A 15,953-nucleotide genomic window follows, 5' to 3' on the forward strand; every position below is an offset into this window, starting at 1 on the left:
TTCTATTCCTTCAAATTTTTAATTTCGTTTTTTAGCGTTTCTACAGATTGTTGTAGTTGAGAGAGAATCACCTCTTGTGATGGATTAGAATCGATATCAAAACTAAGCTTACTTTTTACCTCCCATAATTCCTGAATATCATTTACTTCAACTGTAAAAGGTGGATAAAAATCGTTTAATGAAATTAACACCAATTTGGATGGATCCTGAAGTTTTTGAATTTTTTTAACCACCACTGTATCTTTAGTCACAATTACACAAATCACACCATTAGTTACTTCATCAATAGAAATAATCGCTTTACCCAAAACCCATTCACCGGGTAAAAGTGAAGGTAACATGCTATCCCCTTCAACTTCAAAACCTCGATATGTAGCATTACGAAATTGAGGTAAAGGCAAATTGAAAGCGGGCAAAGCATCAAACCATTCCACATCCTGAAGATTACTTGGATAACCAGCGGCGGCTTTCACATTTACCATAATTAAGTTCTCGTCTCCCTCTGGGTTGGTACTCACCACCTTTGGAGATACATTTTGCAAGGTTTGAATATACCGCTGATTGCTTTCTCCATAAAGCCACATAGGATTCACCTTAAATTGCTTTAACAACTCCATCACAATTTTGCCTGAAATTTTACTTTTACCGCGTTCAATATCTGCGGTAGAGTTTTTAACTCCTAATAAAGTGGCAAAAGCTTGCTGGGTATACCCTTTTGATTCTCTTATTTCTTTGAAACGTTTAACCTCTATTTGTAAAGACTCCTCCATATTACAAATATAAACTATTTTGGAATATTTCCAATTTTAACATCTAATAATTTTTATTTATTAGGAATATTTCCATATTTTTGGAAAAATAATTTATATGACTTCCTTTAGTAGGATCCGTGAGAAATTAAACATATTGGCCGATGCTGCCAAATATGATGTTTCATGCGCCTCCAGTGGTAGTAATAGGAAAAATTCCAACAAGGGTCTAGGCAATGCTTCTAAGATGGGTATTTGCCATTCCTACACAGAAGATGGTCGCTGTGTGTCTTTGCTTAAATTACTTCTTACCAATCATTGTATTTACGATTGCGCTTATTGCGTGACCCGGAAGAGTAATGACATTAAGCGTGCTGCATTCAAAATACAAGAAGTGGTAGACCTTACCATCAATTTTTACAGAAGAAATTATATTGAAGGTTTGTTTTTGAGTTCTGGTATATTTAAAAGTCCAGACCACACTATGGAGAGACTTATTTCCGTAGCCAAAAAGTTAAGACACGAAGAAAATTTTAATGGATATATTCATCTAAAATCCATTCCCGGAGCCTCAGATGAACTTATGTATGAAGCAGGTCTTTATGCAGATCGTTTAAGTATCAATATCGAAATTCCTACCAAAAGTGGTCTTAAGCTTTTGGCCCCAGATAAGAATCATACTGATTTCATTAAACCGATGAAAAAGGTTCAAAATGAAATTATCAAGTATCGTTCTGAACATAAAATAATAAAAAGCACACCTAAGTATGCACCAGCGGGTCAAAGCACACAAATGATTGTTGGTGCTACAGGAGAAACAGATTTACAAGTGATGCTCACCGCTAATCATTTCTACAAAAACTTTCACTTAAAGAGAGTTTATTATTCGGGATATGTACCCATAAGTACAGACAACAGGCTCCCACAACTAGGTTCTCCTGTTCCCATGTTACGGGAAAATCGTCTATATCAAACAGATTGGCTACTCAGGTTTTACGGATTCTCTATTACCGAAATCCTAAATCCTCAATATCCAAACTTAGATACAGAGATTGATCCCAAATTAAGTTGGGCATTAAGAAACCTGCATTTGTTTCCTGTAAATATTAATATGGCTGAGAAAGAAATGATCGCAAGAATCCCGGGAATTGGCATGAGCTCTGTATATAAAATAATGCAAGCTCGAAAATATCAAAAATTGAATGAAGAACACCTTAAAAAGATAGGTATTGCCTGGAATAGAGCCCAATTTTTTATCACCTGCAATAGTTATAATTCATTTAAAACTGATTTAACAGCTACCCAAATCAAATCAAGAATTCAAAAAACAGCTAGCTCCAAATACAAAGCTACCTATAACAATCAATTATCATTATTTCACAGTCCAGACCAACTACCAGTGTAATTAAAACATGTATACTATGAAAACAATTCTAATTTATGACGGTTCTTTTGATGGTTTTTTAACCGCAGTTTATCAGGTATTTCAAGAAAAACTTGATAATGTCCAAATTTTAAAACCTAAGCATTATGAACCAGATATGTTTTCAACCTGCCAAGAGATCATAACAGATATAAAGAAATCAAAAAGAGTTTGGAAAAGTCTTATCGTTAAAGCAAGTAAAACGGGAGCTAACGAATTGCACAGAACCTTTTTGAGTGAAATTAAAGGGGTAGAAGCACTACTACTAAGGTATATCATATATGTATACTCTACCGAAACTTTCAGTCATAATAACTACAGTAATAATGATGTGCTAAGAGTTTCTCAGATAGCACGAATGGTAGGAAGAGAAAAGCATCGTATGGAAGCATTTGTAAGATTTCAACTTACCAAGGATGGTATTTACTTTTCTTCAGTTGAGCCTGATTTTAATGTATTACCGCTTATCGCAAGACATTTTAAAGACCGTTATGCAGATCAGTTATGGATTATCTACGATTTTAAAAGAAATTATGGTCTTTATTATGACCTTACTTCTGTAGAACGCATCACGTTTGAGCATACATTAGATGCCGAGGCTATCACGAACAACACCTCTTTGTTTGATGAAAATGAAATGGCCTACAAGGATTTATGGCTTAATTATTTTGAAAGTACTAATATCAAATCTAGAAAAAACATGAAGCTACATTTACGCCATATTCCTAGAAGGTACTGGAAATACTTAAGTGAAAAACGCAATCAAAACATGATCCCATCAAAGGGCTTTAATTAATAGCACTAATGATGTCATGTTTGGTCACAATATGATATTTTTCATCTCCCAATGAGACCAATACCGCCTGGTTATCCTTATTAATAAGTTTAGAAACTTTGTCTATTGAATCTGTCTTTTCCACAATAGGAAAAGGATCACTCATAATTTCTCTAATAGGCTTTTCTGCTATCTGTTTGTCATCTATATAAGCTCTAAATAGTGCCGTTTCATCCAAAGATCCCACAAAACCATTTGTGTCTCTTACTGGAATTTGAGATATCTTATATTTTTTTAGGCGTTCAATGGCATGCGATATCAATTCTTCTGTCATCACGGTAACCAATGGCTTATCTAAATGATCTTTAACAAGATCTTCTGCTGTAGTTACCTTATTGTCAAGAAACCCTCTGTCACGCATCCAATCATCATTGAACATTTTACCCACATATCTGCTACCTGAATCGTGAAAAAGCACCACAACCACATCTTCTGGTTTGAATTTATCCTTTAATTGCAAGACAGCCTTAATAGCCGCTCCTGCGGAGTTTCCAACAAAAATACCTTCTTCTTTAGCTAGCTTTCTTGTATAGACAGCAGCATCTTTATCTGTTACTTTTGTAAAACCATCAATAATGTCAAAATCCACATTTTTTGGCAAAATATCTTCTCCTATCCCCTCAGTTATATAGGGATAAATTTCATTTTCATCAAAAACACCCGTTTCATGGTACTTTTTAAAAACAGAACCATAGGTGTCCACGCCCCATATTTTCACATTAGGATTATGTTCTTTTAAGTATTTCCCAACACCTGAAATGGTACCTCCGGTTCCCACTCCAACAATAAAGTGAGTAATTTTACCATTGGTTTGTTCCCAAATTTCAGGTCCTGTTTGCTCATAATGAGCAACTGCGTTGGAAGGATTATCATATTGATTTACATACCAAGAATTAGGGGTTTCTTCTGCCAATCTTTTAGAAACTGAATAATAAGATCTAGGATCATCTGGCTCTACATTTGTTGGACATACAATCACTTCTGCACCAACTGCCCGAAGAATATCCATCTTTTCTTTAGATTGTTTATCACTTATCACACATACTAATTTATACCCCTTTACGATAGCACCAAGCGCTAGCCCCATACCCGTATTTCCAGAAGTACCTTCAATTATAGTACCTCCCGGTTTAAGTCTTCCGTCTGCTTCTGCATCCTCAATCATTTTAACCGCCATTCTATCTTTAACAGAATTACCGGGATTAAATGTTTCCACTTTTGCTAATACCAAAGCAGGAACTTCAGCGGTGAGCTTATTTATTTTAACCAAAGGGGTATTACCTATCGTTTCCAGTATATCTCTTGCGTATTCCATTTCTGAACTTTAAGGCTGCGAAGGTAAGGCTTAATTTAGTTTTTGAAAAAATGATGTTGTTAATTTACCGTTACATCGGATTGAAAAGCCTATATATTTTATTCAAAACGAATTGCCTTTACGGGTGTGATTTTGGTAATAATAAAAGAAGGAATTAAAAGCATGGTAAAACATAACAATAAAGTACCTAGGTTTAAAAAAATAATATGAGATATCTCTATATGCACAGGTGCTTTATCTACATAATAAGTAGCGGGATCTAATTTAACAAAGCCTCCATATTTTTGTGCTAAGAGAATTCCTATTCCAATCACATTTCCCCAAAACATCCCAATAAGAATTAAATAAGAAGCATTATACAAAAAAATTTTACGGATACTCCAATTAACAGTTCCTAAAGCCTTAAGCACCCCAACCATCTGAGTGCGCTCTAGTATTAAAACTAATAAAGCGGTAATCATATTTATACTCCCTACTAAAATCATAATACCAATAATGATGGCTATATTAAAATCAAATAGTCTAATCCATTCAAAAATATAATCATACTTATCTACTATAGATTGTGAGTCAAGTGTAGATAGCGTCTTTCCATAAATTGCATTGCCAATTTCGCTTATCTGCGAAAAATCATCTATAAACAATTCAAAAGCACCTATTTGGTCTTCGGTCCATTTATTCATTCGTTGTATATGACGAATATCTATAAAAATATAGGTAGCATCAAACTCCTCAAAATCACTGTCATAGGTGCCTACTATGGTGAATTTTCGCTGATTGGGTATTTTACCACCATCATCTTTTAGGAAAAAAGAGAAAAAACTATCTCCAACATTCAAGTTCAGACGCTTTGCTAGATATTCTGAAATGAGCGTTTCATTATTTAGCTTACTTGAATAATCAGGTAATCGGCCCTTTACAAGATACTCTTCAAAAAAGCTCCAATTATAGTCTGTTCCCACGCCTTTAGCTATAATACCTTCAAATGTATCTTCTGTTCTTATAATTCCGCCCTTGGCAGCAACTGCTTGAATATGGTTTACTCCACTAACGAGATTGAATTGCGGATAAAATTCTTGTTTCTTAGAAACCGGAGTTACCGAAACCTCTGAATAATTTGTGTCAAAATTATAAATTTGAATATGTCCATTAAAGGCGGCCACTTTTTCACGAATTTTTACTTGCAAACCAACACCACTTGCTATGGCGATTAACATCATAATCATACCTAGTGCAATAGCAGCAATTGCTATTTTAATTATTGGTCCTGAAACACTACTTTTATACTGTTTATTACCAATAATACGTTTTGCTATAAAGAGTTCAAAATTCAATGAATATTGCATTTATGAAAATCAAAAATACGTTTTTTTTATTGTTATATATCTGCTGTGTCTCTTGTATTAAAAGTCAACAGATAACTCCTGTTACTATAAAAACTCAAGATGAAAAACCTGTTACGGTGAACGACATAAATTTCACTGCAACAGCAAATCAGAATGTTACTGTTGGTGCCAATCGTACCGAAGTATATTTTCCCTTATTGAAAAACAAAAGAGTGGGATTAGTGGCTAATCAAACCACCGTAATCTACAAAACAAAATCCATTACAGGAGGTAACAATTCCAAAAGCGATGGTAATTCATTACAAGTTTACACCACAGATTTTACTCATATTGCCGATTCGCTTTTAAGTTCAAAAATAAAATTAGTGAAAGTTTTTGCACCAGAACATGGTTTTCGTGGAACTTCCGATGCAGGAGAAACCGTTAAAGATGGGGTGGACAAGAAAACAGGTTTACCCACAATTTCTCTTTATGGAAAAAACAAAAAGCCTAGTCAAGAGCAATTAAGAGGAATTGATATTATGATTTTTGACATACAAGATGTAGGTGTTAGATTCTATACATACATCTCCACTTTACATTATGTAATGGAGGCTTGTGCAGAAAATAATATTCCTTTACTTGTTTTGGATAGACCTAATCCTAACGGATTCTATATTGACGGCCCAGTATTACAACCTAAACACCAAAGCTTTCTTGGAATGCACCCCATACCTTTAGTTCACGGTATGACTATTGGTGAATATGCAAAAATGATAAACGGAGAGGAATGGCTTGCCAATGCTGTTTCCTGTGATTTAAAAGTAATTAGGTGTCAAGATTATGACCGTAATCATTCATATCATCTTCCTATAAAACCTTCACCCAATCTCCCCAACGATAAAGCAATAAATTTATATCCGAGTCTAGGTTTATTTGAAGGTACTAACGTAAATGCAGGACGTGGATCAAATAAGCAATTTCAAAGATTTGGAGCTCCATTTCTCAATCCTTATAAATACAAATTCACATATACACCTAAACCTAACAAAGGGGCTAAAAACCCAAAACACAAAGGAGTATTATGTTACGGCAGGGACCTTTCAGAAACTCCCCGTTTAAAAAGTGTCCAGCTTTCATGGCTAATAGAGGCCTATGAAAACAGTCTTGATAAGGATTTATTTTTTAATTCAAAATCTTTCACTTTACACGCAGGAAATTCTAATTTACAACATCAAATAGAACAAGGTTTTAAGATGGAAACCATCAGGGAAAGTTGGAAGCAAGGCATTGAAAATTTTAAGAAGACAAGAGCAAAATATCTTCTTTATCCATAGTATTCAAATTGGTATCCTTTTTAACATTCGCTCCACAATCTGATATGCTGCCGGGCAAATTGAAGTATTTTTTAAAGTTAGATTACTGATTTGATGAAATTTTTTTCTATCTGTATGCGGATATTCACGACAAGCTTTAGGCCTTACATCATAGATAGTACAATAATGATCAGCTCCCAAAAAAGAGCAGGGTACTTCTTTTAAAACCATATCTCCATCCTCATCTTTTTGAAGGTGTTTTTGTATAAAGGCACCTGGTTTCATTTTAAGATATTTGGAAATACGCTCAATATCTGCAGAAGTAAAAAGAGGCCCCGTTGTTTTACAACAGTTTGCGCAAGAAAGACAATCTATTTCCTGAAAAGTCTCTACATGCAATTGCTGCATTATTACATCTAGCTTTTTGGGTGGTTTTTTGCGAAGTTTAGAAAAAAACTTTTTATGCTCTTTATGTTTATCTTTGGCGAGTTGCGGTAATTTTTGGAGAAACTCTTTCATAATATCGTGTACAAAGATTGGTTATGGTGAAATTACTAAATAACGTTGAATGAAAGACCTTTTAGGGAAAGCTTTACTTACGTATTTTTATGATAAGAATACTGAAAATCTCCTAACCGAGACCTCTATTTCTGAGGCAGATGAGTTGCCTTTGTCTTATTTCTACAGAGGTTTTGAGCAAATGCCACTTTTAGAAAAAATAGCCCTAGAACAGGCCTCCGGCACTGTGCTGGATATTGGAGCTGGTGCAGGAAGCCATTCTTTGTATCTTTTTAAAGAAAAAAAACTAGATGTAACCTCTATAGATATTTCTGAAGGAGCTTGTAAAGTTTGCCAATTAAGAGGTTTGGAAAAAGTTTTTCAAAAAGATTTTTTTTCAATAAAAGATCAAAAATTTGATACTCTTTTACTTTTAATGAATGGTACCGGAATTTGTGGGAGTTATAAAAAACTACCTTTATTTCTCAAAAAATTAAAACAACTCCTTAATAAGGGAGGTCAAATACTTATAGACTCCTCAGATATTATTTATATGTTTGATGAAGATGAAGATGGAGGCAGATGGATACCTTCTAATACAGAATATTATGGTGAATTAACATTTAAACTACAATTTCAAGGAGAAACTAGCAAAGCTTTTAAGTGGTTATATCTTGACTTTAACACGTTAAAAAATGCTTGCAAGCTTCAAAATATGCATTGTGAACTCATTGCTAATGGTGAGAATTACGACTATTTAGCACGCATTACTTCCATAGAATAAATCAAGTTATCAACATCTTTACTTTTTTTACGTAAAATATCCTATTTATTTGTAAGAATTTTATATATTTACTTTGTAATCCAAAAATAATTTGATTATGAAATCTAAATTAATGAACATTAAAGGTGCACAAGTACTTTCTAAAAAAAGTCAGAGAAATATTCTTGGACAAAAAGGAACTTGTTCTGGCTGGGATCTATCTCTATGTGGTTGTTCTTGTAGTGGTGCTGTAACTGGGCCATTCTACTGCAATCAATGTATAGGGTGCCTACAAGTATATACTTGTGGTGATGATATTTAGTAAAATTTTAAAAATTCTGCTTCAACTAAGTGTGAGCTCCTTACAAATTTCTTATTCTTATTCTCATTAAACTTCTCACGGAGCTCACTTTAGTTGTTTTTCTTTAGTTATAATCTAATCGTTTCTAAATCTAGGATGGTGTTACAACTCCATTGGTAGGGGTATATTAGTATTTATAACTTACTACTTTTAGTAGCTTGTTTTTTACTTTTGGAATCTTCATCAAAATTATTCATTTAAAAATTCACTAAAACGACTATTTTTATATTTCTTTCAATAGAAATTCTTTTTTCTTACTTTAATCACTTTTTATTTGTAAGGATGTTATATATTTAGTTTATAATCCTAAAAAAATTGATTATGAAATCCAAATTAATGAATATTAAAGGAGCGCAAGTTCTTTCAAAAACCAGTCAAAGAAATATTCTTGGACAAAAAGGATCTTGTTCTGGCTGGGATTTATCGCTTTGTGGTTGTTCTTGTAGTGCTGCCGTAACTGGTCCATTTTATTGCAATCAATGCATAGCATGCTTAGATGTATATACATGTAATGATATTTAGTAAAATTTTACAAATTCTGCTTCAACTAAGTGTGAGCTCTTCATAAATTTCTTATTCTTATTCTCATTAAACTTCTCACGGAGCTTACAATTAGTTGTTTTTTTCTTTAATTATCATCATTTCTACATCCATGATACTATTAGAAAACCTCTGGTATCGAAAATTAGTCTTCACAACTTACTACTTTCAATAGATTATTTTTTTACTTGTGGAATCTTTACCAAAAATTATTCATTTAGAAATTTATTAAAACGGTTACCCTTTATTTCTCTTTAATTAACATCTTTTCTGAGTTCATAAAGGCTAAAAGAGATATAAGTGGATTTTAAAATTTGAAAAAACTAAGGAATATTTAAATACTTATGCGTCTGCAAAGACACCTTCCATTTGGGATTTTTCATCACATAATTAACAATTTCTGGAATCATAAGATCACGCTTACTCCATTCTGGCTGAAGATATAAGATACAAGACTCAGATACATTTGCTGCTTGTTCTTCGGCAAATTTAAAATCGTGTTTGTTGTATACAATAACTTTTAACTCATTTGCCTTAAGATAAACTTCTGGAGTGGGTAATTTATTTTTTTTTGGCGAAAGACAAATCCAATCCCAAATACCTGTAAGCTTATATGCGCCAGATGTTTCTATATGAATATTGAGTCCTTTTGATTTCAAACCAGCCGTTAAAGGTCCCATATCCCATGTCAACGGTTCACCACCAGTGATAACAATAGTGTCTGAAGCACTTGCGGCATTTGTAATAATATGTTCTATTTTAGTGGGCGGATGAAGTGCTGCGTTCCAACTCTCTTTTACGTCACACCAATGACATCCAACATCACAACCTCCTACTCTTATAAAGTATGCTGCTGTACCTTTATGAAAACCTTCTCCCTGAATCGTATAAAATTCTTCCATTAACGGAAGCATAAGCCCTTGATTCACTAATTGCATAACTTGATCCTTAACCATAATGCAAAGATACTTAGATATTTTTCTAAAAAATATTCTCTCTAACCCTAAGGTTAATCAGGTAAATTAACATTTCAACGAAAAGTAGTTTAAGTTTTTTGGAAATAAATCAAAGGAAGCCCATATTTGTAGTACCAAAATAGATATAACATATTGTTGGCCCTCCAATTATTAAAAAAAGTCTGAAAATTAATTTTCAGACTTTTTGCTTTTTAGTGCTATACATTCTATTTCAATTAAAGATTCTCTTGCCAAACCAGCAGCTGCAAATGTTGTACGCGCAGGTTTATTAGGAAAATAATTCACATATACCTCATTAAAAGCTGCAAAATCTTCTATATTCTTAAGTATAACCGTGCACTTTATCACATCCCGTAAACTAAGTCCGTGATGAACCAAAACACCTTTTATATTCTCTATAGCTTGTTTTGTTTCACTCTTAATTCCTCCATTAATCATGGCTCCCTGTTCATAATCAAACCCTATTTGACCAGCGAGGAATAAAAATCCATTGGCCTCAACAGCATCACTAAAAGGAGCGTTTTGCTTTTGTTTTAAATGCGATGAATGAAAAACAGCACCGTTTTGTTGTGCATAGTTTTTATGGGGTATAAACAAAAAGCTCATTAATAAAATGTATCCAAACAATTTCATAAAACCAATTTTTACAATTGATTAAAATTAACTTATTTTTATGCAAATTTAATATTCATGAGCAAGAAAGAAGCATTTTTAAATTCCATTACAGAAGGGTATCAAACAAAAGGTGATTATATCACTATGGGTGCAGCAATGCTTGATGGTGAAACCATAACGAATGCTCATGTAAAAATACCCTTAAAAACACTCAATAGACACGGGCTCATTGCAGGAGCAACTGGTACTGGAAAAACCAAAACTTTACAAGTAATGGCAGAGAATCTTTCTGAAAAAGGAATTCCTGTCTTGTTGATGGATTTAAAAGGTGATTTGAGTGGCATTGCAAAAGCAAGTCCTGGACACCCTAAAATTGATGAAAGGCATGAGAAAATTGGACTTCCATTTGAAGCTAAAGGGTTCCCAGTTGAAATACTTTCTTTATCTGAACAAGAAGGAGTACGCCTGAGAGCAACGGTTTCAGAATTTGGTCCTGTATTGTTATCCCGCATACTAGATCTTACCGAAACACAACAAGGCATCATGTCTGTTATTTTTAAATATTGTGATGATCATCAACTTCCATTGCTGGATCTCAAGGATTTAAAAAAAGTCTTACAATTTGCTACTGCCGAAGGGAAAAAAGAGTTTGAAGAGGCTTATGGAAGAGTGTCTACTGCCTCCACAGGTGCTATTTTACGAAAAATTGTGGAATTAGAACAACAAGGAGCAGATCTCTTTTTTGGAGAGAAATCTTTTGAAGTGGAAGACTTGGTTAGAATTGACGAAAATGGTAGAGGATACATCAATATTATTAGACTTACAGACATTCAAGATAAACCAAAGTTATTCTCCACTTTTATGTTGAGTTTGCTAGCAGAAATATATGCTACATTCCCAGAACAGGGAGATAAAGGACAGCCTGAATTAATCTTATTTATTGATGAAGCCCACTTAATATTTAAGGAAGCCTCTAAAGCTTTACTCAACCAAATTGAAAGTATTGTTAAACTAATTAGATCTAAAGGAATAGGACTTTATTTTGTTACACAAAATCCTACAGATGTTCCAGATGATGTGCTTTCGCAATTAGGTCTTAAGGTACAGCATGCGTTACGGGCGTTTACCGCTAAAGATCGCAAAGCAATTAAGCTCACCGCAGAAAATTATCCAATATCAGAGTACTATAAAACAGACGAAGTACTTACCTCCTTGGGTATAGGAGAAGCTTTAGTTTCTGCCTTAGACGAAAAAGGAAGACCCACCCCTTTAGCTGCTACTATGTTACGTGCTCCTATGAGTAGGATGGATGTACTGGAAGAAACAGAATTGAGTGAATTAATAGATGTATCCAAACTCATCAAAAAATACAATGCTGTAATTGATAGAGAAAGTGCTTACGAATTACTTCAGGAAAAGATAGAAAAAGCATCTAAAGAAGAAGCCTCACAAGAAAAAACAACTACTAAGTCACGCCAAAGAAGATCTAGTGCTTCTAATAAAATTGACTGGATAAAACCTATACTTAAGGTAGTTACCAGTGCCACATTTATAAGAGGGGTACTTGGCATTCTCAAAAAGAAATAATCAACCAAATCAAAATTATACGATGATGCGTAAACTAATTATGCTAATACTAGTAAGTTCTTTTATTCAATGTACTCAAAAACAAGATCCTTTTCTTATCTCAGAAAGTCATATTGGCAAACTTCCTAAAGATGCCTATACTGCTCAATTAGATTCAATATTTAAAAGTGATTCACTTGTTAATATAGCAAAAAATAAGAAATTTTCAATAGCTGGAAAATCCTATTTTGAAGTTTACGAAAAAGGAGGCAAACAACTGCTTTCAATTACCCCAAACACTATAAAAGATAGTTTGCAAAGTATCCAAAATATTCAGATCTATGATGATCGTTTTACTACAGACAGAGGAGTTTCTTTAAAGAGTACTTATGGAGATATTAAAAAGCAATACAATATAAAAAATGTGATGACTACTCTTAAAAATATAATTATTAATTTAAAAGATTCTGATATTTACTTCACTATTTCCAAAGAGGAATTACCGGAGGAATTAAAGTATGGTAATCAAAAAATTGATCCTGTACAAATCCCAGATGAAGCAAGAATCAAATATATGATGATTGATTTAAGTCTCCGAAAATAATCTTAAATTCATATTAGAATTATTGCATTACCGCTTGCAGCGATTCAAACGAAACACTTGGTATGAAAAAATACAAAATACAAAAAGCCCCTTTCATTGTACCAACAAATGATGGTAAAATTATCAGGGAACACAACGGACTTGCTACGGATGGAAATAAAGAAATAAGTATTGCGCATATGATTGCTCCTCCTGGTTGGAGCGAACCCTTTCAAACTCCCGAATTTGAAGAGTATACTTTAATTATTAGGGGTAAAAAACAATTTATCATAGAGGGTGAAACCATCATTTTAAATGCAGGTGAATCTATAAAAATTCAAAAAAACACCCGTGTTCAGTACGCAAATCCGTTTTCTGAAGAATGCGAATATATTGCCATATGTAGGCCTGCATTTTCTTTAGATTTGGTACATAGAGAAGAATTATAAATATTAGAATAAAAAAGTATTCAATTCATTCACTAAAAAGTAAATTTTGTACGTTCTACTAGTATGCTTTAATTAATAAAACCAAATTTTACGCCTCATGAAAAATCTTTTCTGCACTTACAGTCTTTTTGCTTTACTAGTTGCGATTACTTCCTGTTCAGATCTTGATGACGATGCTAATGTAAGACCGCCAGAAGTGATTGATACAGTGTTAATAACACAAACAACAGCTACAGATACTGATGGTAATCGCTATGAAATTGGTTTTAATCAGGCTGGTCCTGAAAATCAAAATCCTTTTGTCCGAAAGAAAACAGGCGCAGGACAAATTATTTGGACCAAGATTTATGAAGATAGCCCTGTTAATGGAAAGGCTGAATTAATTCAAATAGATGATCAAGGCAATGTATGGGTAATCTTTAGTTTAGATGGAGGTAGCAATGAATCTGGTTTTATTACCCAAAAAGAGGTAGAGGGGGCAGCGTTTAGTAATGTGTATCAAAGTAGCTATGGAAGCGGCGGTGGGCCTAGAGTAGCGGTTATCACCCGTATAAATCCTGCAACTGGTTTAATTATAAAAGGAAGTTTTGTTACCGCCAGACTCAACAATGGAGACACAAATACATTAAGAGCTACTAAAACAGGATTCAATAATGGTAATTTTGCCTTTGAAAGTTCTACGGCCTCATTTCCTCCGGGAACTGGCACTGCTTATGAAAAGTATCCAAATATCACTGATCAAGATCGCGTTGATGGTGCATTTAAAGTTTATTATGAACTAAATTTTGGACTAAGTGAAATTACCAGAGCAGTATTACTTATTGAATAGTTCTAGCTGAATTTTAATTCTCAAATATTCAAAAAACATGTCTAGTATAAGTCCATTTCATATAGCAATTCCCGTTCATAATTTAAATGAATGCAGAATATTCTACCGAGAAATTATAGGCTGTGAAGAAGGTAGAAGTAGTGATCATTGGGTAGATTTTAATCTTTTTGGACATCAATTGGTTATTCATTATAAACCTCTTGAGCCCAATAATGATGCACATTATAATACGGTAGATGGCAAAGAAGTTCCTGTACCACATTATGGAGTGGTACTCCCGTGGAACACTTTTCAAGAATTTGCAAAGACGCTAGAAGAAAAACAAGTTTCGTTTGTGATAGCCCCCTATATCCGTTTTAAAGGTGAGGTGGGAGAACAGGCTACTATGTTCTTTAAAGACCCCGCTGGAAATGCGCTGGAGTTCAAGGCATTTAAAGATTTAAATCAGTTATTTGCCAAGTAATCTGAAGATACATTAAACACTATATTCTGTAATCATATAAAAGAAAGAGGACTCTACAAGAGAGTCCTCAGACATTACTTAGATAACCAATTAAATCAAGTAAATTCTTTTCCTAGTAAGATTTGGGGTTTCTTTTCTGGGGGCTTAATTAAAAGAGTGTAAGAGATTCTTTAAGAAATATACTCTCTTTTAAATTCAACAAAATGGCTTTGAATCATTTTGACTTGGGGTCTTAGTGATTTTGCTATATAATCTATTTTAAACTTTTTAGTATTTGGATCGTATTCAAAACAAAGTTCTCCTTCATTATAGTTTCCTGGAAATAAGAACGACATTAATTGAGAGAAATCTAGTTTGAAATGCATAATTCTATCAAAGTGATCTTCGTCAAAATTGCTTGTCCCAAGTGGCGCTTTAATTTTAAGGTTTAACATAACGGGGGCGTTTTTAATTACTATTTGTTTCCTACTACACTAATAAAACAGCTCACTTTAAAAAAACCCTACCTTAAAAATCATTTTTTTTCAAAAAAACATGTTTATTTTGATAATTTCCTAAAAATCAAACATTTAATCCTTATAAATTTAAATCTTAGAAACTAGGTAAAACTATTAGGGCAGTTAAACCTATAGAATAAGATGACCAAAGTCTTCAGCTATTTTTTCATAAAAAACATCACTACTATAAATTCGTCACCTATTGCAGATCCTGCTCACAATTACAGTTCATATATAGTATTTTCCCTTGAAATAAGATTTGTCAATACACTGAAAATATTCATGTGGTTACTTTCATTGAACTCAAAGGCTCCATAATCATTTAAAAAAGAAAGAGGACTCTACAAGAGAGTCCTCAGACATTACTTAGATAACCAATTAAATCAAGTAAATTCTTTTCCCAGTAAGGTTTGGGGTATTTTTTTGGGGCTTGATTATAGAGTGTAAAAGTCCGTCAAGAAATATACTCTCTTTTAAAATCAACAAAGTGGCTTTGAATCATTTTGACTTGGGGTCTTAGTGATTTAGCTATATAGTCTATTTTAAACTTTTTAGTATTTGGATCGTATTCAAAACATAGTTCTCCTTCATTATAATTTCCAGGAAATAATAATGACATTAACTGTGAAAAATCCAGTTTGAAATGCATAATTCTATCAAAGTGATCTTCGTCAAAAGTGCTCGTCCCAAGAGGAGCTTTTATTTTAAGGTTTAACATACGAGGGGGGTCGTTTTAAGTTAATACTTGTATCCTACTACATTAATAAAACAACTCACTTTAAAAAAACCCTACCTTAAAAATCATTTTTTTTCAAAAATTTGTATCAGAAAACATAACTATTTGAAAAT

19 protein-coding genes are annotated in these 15,953 nt (G+C 33.3%); 11 read left to right on the forward strand and 8 right to left on the reverse strand.

Annotated features, from left to right (window positions below; translation table 11 throughout):
* Positions 1 to 2 precede the first annotated feature (2 nt).
* Positions 3 to 770, reverse strand: a complete 768-nt coding sequence (locus tag WBG07_RS17240; RefSeq protein WP_340203091.1) for an XRE family transcriptional regulator — start codon at positions 768 to 770, stop codon at positions 3 to 5.
* A gap of 97 nt (positions 771 to 867) precedes the next feature.
* On the opposite strand from WBG07_RS17240, the gene WBG07_RS17245 reads away from it, so the two are divergent.
* Positions 868 to 2,154, forward strand: coding sequence for a putative DNA modification/repair radical SAM protein (locus tag WBG07_RS17245; protein ID WP_340203092.1), 1,287 nt, complete (start codon positions 868 to 870; stop codon positions 2,152 to 2,154).
* A gap of 16 nt (positions 2,155 to 2,170) precedes the next feature.
* On the forward strand, positions 2,171 to 2,968 hold the full coding sequence (locus tag WBG07_RS17250; RefSeq protein WP_340203094.1) for a TIGR03915 family putative DNA repair protein: 798 nt from the start codon (positions 2,171 to 2,173) through the stop codon (positions 2,966 to 2,968).
* Here the strand turns inward: WBG07_RS17250 and WBG07_RS17255 are convergent.
* Together WBG07_RS17255 and WBG07_RS17260 are read right to left on the reverse strand one after the other, a co-directional pair.
* Complete coding sequence (locus WBG07_RS17255; RefSeq protein ID WP_340203095.1) at positions 2,961 to 4,322, reverse strand: pyridoxal-phosphate dependent enzyme; 1,362 nt, start codon at positions 4,320 to 4,322, stop codon at positions 2,961 to 2,963. The genes WBG07_RS17250 and WBG07_RS17255 overlap by 8 nt on opposite strands.
* 98 nt (positions 4,323 to 4,420) lie before the next feature.
* Positions 4,421 to 5,656: an ABC transporter permease gene (locus WBG07_RS17260; protein WP_340203096.1), complete on the reverse strand. Its 1,236-nt coding sequence runs from the start codon at positions 5,654 to 5,656 to the stop codon at positions 4,421 to 4,423.
* Here WBG07_RS17260 and WBG07_RS17265 point away from each other — a divergent pair.
* Complete coding sequence (locus WBG07_RS17265) at positions 5,656 to 6,984, forward strand: exo-beta-N-acetylmuramidase NamZ family protein (protein ID WP_340203098.1); 1,329 nt, start codon at positions 5,656 to 5,658, stop codon at positions 6,982 to 6,984. The genes WBG07_RS17260 and WBG07_RS17265 overlap by 1 nt on opposite strands.
* A gap of 3 nt (positions 6,985 to 6,987) precedes the next feature.
* On the opposite strand, the gene WBG07_RS17270 is transcribed toward WBG07_RS17265, so the two are convergent.
* Positions 6,988 to 7,482: a YkgJ family cysteine cluster protein gene (locus WBG07_RS17270; RefSeq protein ID WP_340203100.1), complete on the reverse strand. Its 495-nt coding sequence runs from the start codon at positions 7,480 to 7,482 to the stop codon at positions 6,988 to 6,990.
* A gap of 49 nt (positions 7,483 to 7,531) precedes the next feature.
* Between WBG07_RS17270 and WBG07_RS17275 the strand changes: the two genes are divergently transcribed.
* The 3 genes from WBG07_RS17275 (at position 7,532) to WBG07_RS17285 (ending at position 9,107) form a co-directional block, all read left to right on the forward strand.
* On the forward strand, positions 7,532 to 8,245 hold the full coding sequence (locus WBG07_RS17275; protein WP_340203102.1) for a class I SAM-dependent methyltransferase: 714 nt from the start codon (positions 7,532 to 7,534) through the stop codon (positions 8,243 to 8,245).
* A 97-nt stretch (positions 8,246 to 8,342) separates the two neighbouring features.
* Positions 8,343 to 8,546 carry a hypothetical protein gene (locus WBG07_RS17280; RefSeq protein WP_340203103.1) on the forward strand — a complete coding sequence of 68 codons (204 nt, stop codon included), beginning with the start codon at positions 8,343 to 8,345 and terminating at the stop codon, positions 8,544 to 8,546.
* A 360-nt stretch (positions 8,547 to 8,906) separates the two neighbouring features.
* The gene (locus WBG07_RS17285) at positions 8,907 to 9,107 is read left to right on the forward strand and encodes a hypothetical protein (protein ID WP_340203104.1); all 201 of its coding nucleotides are present in this window, start codon (positions 8,907 to 8,909) and stop codon (positions 9,105 to 9,107) included.
* Between the two features lie 341 nt (positions 9,108 to 9,448).
* On the opposite strand, the gene WBG07_RS17290 is transcribed toward WBG07_RS17285, so the two are convergent.
* Together WBG07_RS17290 and WBG07_RS17295 are read right to left on the reverse strand one after the other, a co-directional pair.
* Entirely contained in the window at positions 9,449 to 10,081 is a 633-nt protein-coding gene (locus tag WBG07_RS17290) for a 7-carboxy-7-deazaguanine synthase QueE (RefSeq protein ID WP_340203105.1), read from the reverse strand.
* A 189-nt stretch (positions 10,082 to 10,270) separates the two neighbouring features.
* Complete coding sequence (locus WBG07_RS17295) at positions 10,271 to 10,735, reverse strand: RidA family protein (RefSeq protein WP_340203107.1); 465 nt, start codon at positions 10,733 to 10,735, stop codon at positions 10,271 to 10,273.
* A 57-nt stretch (positions 10,736 to 10,792) separates the two neighbouring features.
* Between WBG07_RS17295 and WBG07_RS17300 the strand changes: the two genes are divergently transcribed.
* From WBG07_RS17300 to WBG07_RS17320, 5 genes are all read left to right on the forward strand, one after another.
* A complete protein-coding gene (locus tag WBG07_RS17300; RefSeq protein WP_340203109.1) occupies positions 10,793 to 12,304 on the forward strand; it encodes a helicase HerA-like domain-containing protein in 1,512 nt (503 codons plus the stop codon).
* Positions 12,305 to 12,326: 22 nt separating this feature from the next.
* Positions 12,327 to 12,887 carry a hypothetical protein gene (locus tag WBG07_RS17305; RefSeq protein ID WP_340203111.1) on the forward strand — a complete coding sequence of 187 codons (561 nt, stop codon included), beginning with the start codon at positions 12,327 to 12,329 and terminating at the stop codon, positions 12,885 to 12,887.
* A 62-nt stretch (positions 12,888 to 12,949) separates the two neighbouring features.
* The gene (locus WBG07_RS17310) at positions 12,950 to 13,315 is read left to right on the forward strand and encodes a cupin domain-containing protein (RefSeq protein WP_340203113.1); all 366 of its coding nucleotides are present in this window, start codon (positions 12,950 to 12,952) and stop codon (positions 13,313 to 13,315) included.
* Positions 13,316 to 13,412: 97 nt separating this feature from the next.
* Positions 13,413 to 14,144 (forward strand): hypothetical protein, encoded by a 732-nt coding sequence (locus WBG07_RS17315; RefSeq protein ID WP_340203115.1) that lies wholly within the window; start codon positions 13,413 to 13,415, stop codon positions 14,142 to 14,144.
* Positions 14,145 to 14,181: 37 nt separating this feature from the next.
* A complete protein-coding gene (locus WBG07_RS17320; protein ID WP_340203116.1) occupies positions 14,182 to 14,607 on the forward strand; it encodes a VOC family protein in 426 nt (141 codons plus the stop codon).
* A 170-nt stretch (positions 14,608 to 14,777) separates the two neighbouring features.
* On the opposite strand, the gene WBG07_RS17325 is transcribed toward WBG07_RS17320, so the two are convergent.
* Together WBG07_RS17325 and WBG07_RS17330 are read right to left on the reverse strand one after the other, a co-directional pair.
* Positions 14,778 to 15,041: a hypothetical protein gene (locus tag WBG07_RS17325; protein WP_340203118.1), complete on the reverse strand. Its 264-nt coding sequence runs from the start codon at positions 15,039 to 15,041 to the stop codon at positions 14,778 to 14,780.
* Positions 15,042 to 15,558: 517 nt separating this feature from the next.
* Complete coding sequence (locus WBG07_RS17330; protein ID WP_340203120.1) at positions 15,559 to 15,822, reverse strand: hypothetical protein; 264 nt, start codon at positions 15,820 to 15,822, stop codon at positions 15,559 to 15,561.
* Between the last annotated feature and the right edge of the window lie 131 nt (positions 15,823 to 15,953).

The organism is Ascidiimonas meishanensis, from assembly GCF_037782385.1.
In the GTDB taxonomy this organism is placed as follows: domain Bacteria; phylum Bacteroidota; class Bacteroidia; order Flavobacteriales; family Flavobacteriaceae; genus Ascidiimonas; species Ascidiimonas meishanensis.